The 3,357-nt window shown below is 43.2% G+C and carries 4 protein-coding genes; 1 reads left to right on the forward strand and 3 read right to left on the reverse strand.

Annotation, left to right across the window (positions count from 1 at the left end; all coding sequences use genetic code 11):
- The coding region (locus VJ937_RS14260) for a hypothetical protein (RefSeq protein ID WP_324068193.1) at positions 1-617 on the reverse strand (617 nt) is incomplete at its 3' end.
- A gap of 411 nt (positions 618-1,028) precedes the next feature.
- Here VJ937_RS14260 and VJ937_RS14265 point away from each other — a divergent pair.
- Positions 1,029-2,462 carry a carbon starvation CstA family protein gene (locus VJ937_RS14265; RefSeq protein ID WP_324068195.1) on the forward strand — a complete coding sequence of 478 codons (1,434 nt, stop codon included), beginning with the start codon at positions 1,029-1,031 and terminating at the stop codon, positions 2,460-2,462.
- 148 nt (positions 2,463-2,610) lie between these two features.
- Here the strand turns inward: VJ937_RS14265 and VJ937_RS14270 are convergent, their stop codons facing one another.
- Entirely contained in the window at positions 2,611-2,781 is a 171-nt protein-coding gene (locus tag VJ937_RS14270; RefSeq protein ID WP_324068197.1) for a hypothetical protein, read from the reverse strand.
- 261 nt (positions 2,782-3,042) lie between these two features.
- Positions 3,043-3,357: ATP-binding protein (locus VJ937_RS14275; RefSeq protein ID WP_324068199.1), on the reverse strand; the 315-nt coding region annotated here is incomplete at its 5' end.

Below are 3,357 nucleotides of genomic sequence, written 5' to 3' on the forward strand. Positions count from 1 at the left end.
CTTGAGATAGCGGGATTGGTTCCAATGGCTACATTGCTGCCTGCAATTTTAATGGCATCGGTGCCCACCCAACCGGTGGAATCGTGGTAGATGAGGTTCCCGGGCTGGTCGTCCAGTGCAGGCCCTGCAAGGTTGGGAGTGGTGTAACTTGAATTATCGGTAAAATGAAAGGTCAGCGTGCCATCGCCGTTGTCGGATACAGATTCTATGCCGGTTCCCGGTTCGCCGGAAGCAGCATAGAGGGCGTAAGGTACTCCAAGCAAAGGTGATTGCCCCATTTCGATGTAGGATACTCCATCATTTAAAGAAACTTTGATTTCCATCAATAATTGTTGCTCAGCCCACGGCACATCTTCAAATAGCCCTGAAATAGGAGCCCCGGCACCAACTTCTACCTGTATTTGGCCGAAACCGTTAGTTGTTGGGCTATGTTCCTCCGTGTAGTAAAGGGTTTCCTGATAATTAATGATCGATAGTTGCAATAGAATTGGTTGATCAGCTAAGATATTGCCATCCGTATCGCGCACCACAGCCTGGTAATTGAATGTGGTGGGTTGTGCTGAAAGGTGTGCAAGACTGATTATACAAGCCAGCACAATAAGTAGCTGTTTTTTCATAGTATGCTGTTTTAATAGTTGGGTCCCTATTAAAAGTCAGTTTCCGGAGGGATACATGGAACTGATTTTATAACTCAATGACAGGATAATTTTCTCGAATAGTTTTGCTATCCTACAAATGCATATTCTTGTTTTTTACCCCGGTGTTATTCCGAAAGGCTGCAATAAAATAAAAGCTCCCCAGACACTTTCCTAAGCAATTTACTCCATTATTTCTTAAAAATCAAACATATGAGTTATTTGTGATTTCGTTAACATATCTGTAAATGAGCACTATAGTTTTGGATTCGTGCTCATGGGGAACAACAAAGCTGAGCAACTACGGCAGTGAATTATGCCTGAGAAATTATAAAAAGCACATCAATAAAAACAACGGAAAACAGATTATTGTAAATTTGTCTTTCAAAAAAAATGGTCACGTTCATCATAGCAATTGCTGCACTGATTATCGGTTATCTTATCTACGGAAAGTTTATTGCAGGTTTTTTTGGTGAAGATGCTAACCGCGAAACACCCGCTTATCGACTCAACGACGGGGTGGATTTTATCCCCATGCCGCGCTGGAAGGTTTTCATGATCGAGTTTTTGAATATTGCCGGACTGGGGCCCATTTTTGGAGCCATTCTGGGAGCCATGTATGGTCCCTGGGCTTATGTGTGGATTGTGGTGGGATGTATTTTTATGGGTAGCGTACACGATTATTTTTCGGGTATGCTGTCGGTGCGGAACAATGGTGCCAGCTTGCCCGAACTTGTGGGCAAGTACCTGGGTCCGGGTATGCAGCAATTTTTGAGGGTTTTTACCATTGTGCTGCTCATTTTCGTAGGTGTGGCCTTTGTGACCGGTCCGGCCGGATTGCTCGAAAAAATTACCGGCGGGGGTAAGCTATGGTGGTTATATGGCATTTTTGCTTATTACCTCATCGCCACCTTGTTGCCTATCAATAAAATTATTGGCAAAGTTTACCCGGTTTTTGGACTGGCGCTTTTGGTGATGGCCGTGGGCATAGCTGTAGCCATGATTTGGCAGGGGGCTACCGGTGAAATGGATATGATGGAACTTGTGCCGGCGAACCTTAAAAACTGGCACCATACGCCTGACCAAAATATTTTGATTCCGATGATGTTCATTGTGATATCGTGCGGGGCTATTTCGGGTTTTCACTCTACCCAGGCACCCATGATGGCGCGCTGCCTGAAAAACGAAAAACAGGGCCGGCATGTGTTTTATGGTGCCATGATTGCCGAGGGTATTGTGGCCATTATTTGGGCCACGGCAGCCATGAACTATTTTGGCGATGCCGAAAGCCTGAATGCTAAAATGGTTGAAATGGGACACAACCCGGCCGAGGTGGTGGACATGATTAGTCGCTCGTGGTTGGGCAGAGTGGGGGCAATTTTTGCCATTGTAGGTGTTATTGCACTACCCATCAGTACGGGTGATACGGCCTTTAGGAGCGCCCGCCTCACCGTGGCCGATATTTTCCGGTTTAACCAAAAATCCATTGGCAACCGCTTAATTGTAAGTGTTCCACTTTTCGTGCTGGGTTTTGTATTGTCGCAACTCGATTTTGCCACGGTTTGGAAATACCTGGGCCTCTCGAACCAGGTACTCTCTGCAGTGGTGCTTTGGATGGGGGCGGCCTACCTGATTCAGAACCACAAAAATCATTGGTTATTGAGTATTCCCGCAGCTTTTATGACCTTCATCGTGGTCAGTTACCTGTTGATTGCCCCTTATAAAAACGGCGGCCTGGCCCTCGATCCCGAGTTGGCCTATTGGACCGGCGTGGGTATCGCCATATTAGCGATGGGTTATTTCGTATGGTACCACAGGAAACGTTGATACAGATGATTATTTAGAGGCAACCACGGGTAAGAATTATGTGGAAAGGGCATGCTAAAGTTGAGGAGGCTAAGGCTAGTGACGGATAATGAGCATACCCACGCGATAGAATCGCGCCGGAGTGGGAAAAACAAAGCTCATGGGTATTTTATTGACCCAGAATCTCGGCATCTACATGAAAAATTGAATAAATGTCGATGTGATGATCTGAAGCAAGGGCTTCATCTGTTACTGTATTTACTCTTAGCTTAAATTCATCTTTCTTAATAAATTCTTTGATATCTTCACCAGAGGTTTCCAACTCGAGGTATTGACCCACGCTTGAAGGAATATCTTCTTTCCAGGCTATTTTTACTTCTGATAATCCTTCTGCCGATATGTATATCTCTATTGAATTTAGAAAGCCAAAATCTCCATTTGACGGTGATGTACGTCACTATACGAAGAAGTTTAGGAACTATAAAAAAATGTGGCTGAGGCTATAACTGAGGCGTTGATGTATAATTTGAATACTCAGACTATAAAATCGTTTGTTAGGAGGGAGAGGGACACTGTATTCATAAATGCTTGTTTTGATCTGCTATAAAGTCAACTCGAATTTAGTTCCTTTTTCAGGATTACTTTGCACATCGACGATAATATTGTTTTTCTCCAGAAAATCACGCGTTAAAAATAATCCTATTCCTGAACTGCTTTCTCCCAATGTACCTTTAAGCTTATGTGAATTGGAGTAGGTAAAAAGTTGCTCAATGGTAAATTTATCCATTCCAATTCCGGTATCTTCTATTATTAAAAAAGTATGACCATTTTTTTTATAAACTTCTATTTTAAGTTTGCCGTTTGATTTATTATATTTAATTGCATTTGAAATGATGTTTCTTAGAGCAGTTCTTAT

It is taken from the genome of Salinivirga sp. (genome assembly GCF_035268865.1).
Lineage (GTDB): Bacteria > Bacteroidota > Bacteroidia > Bacteroidales > Salinivirgaceae > Salinivirga.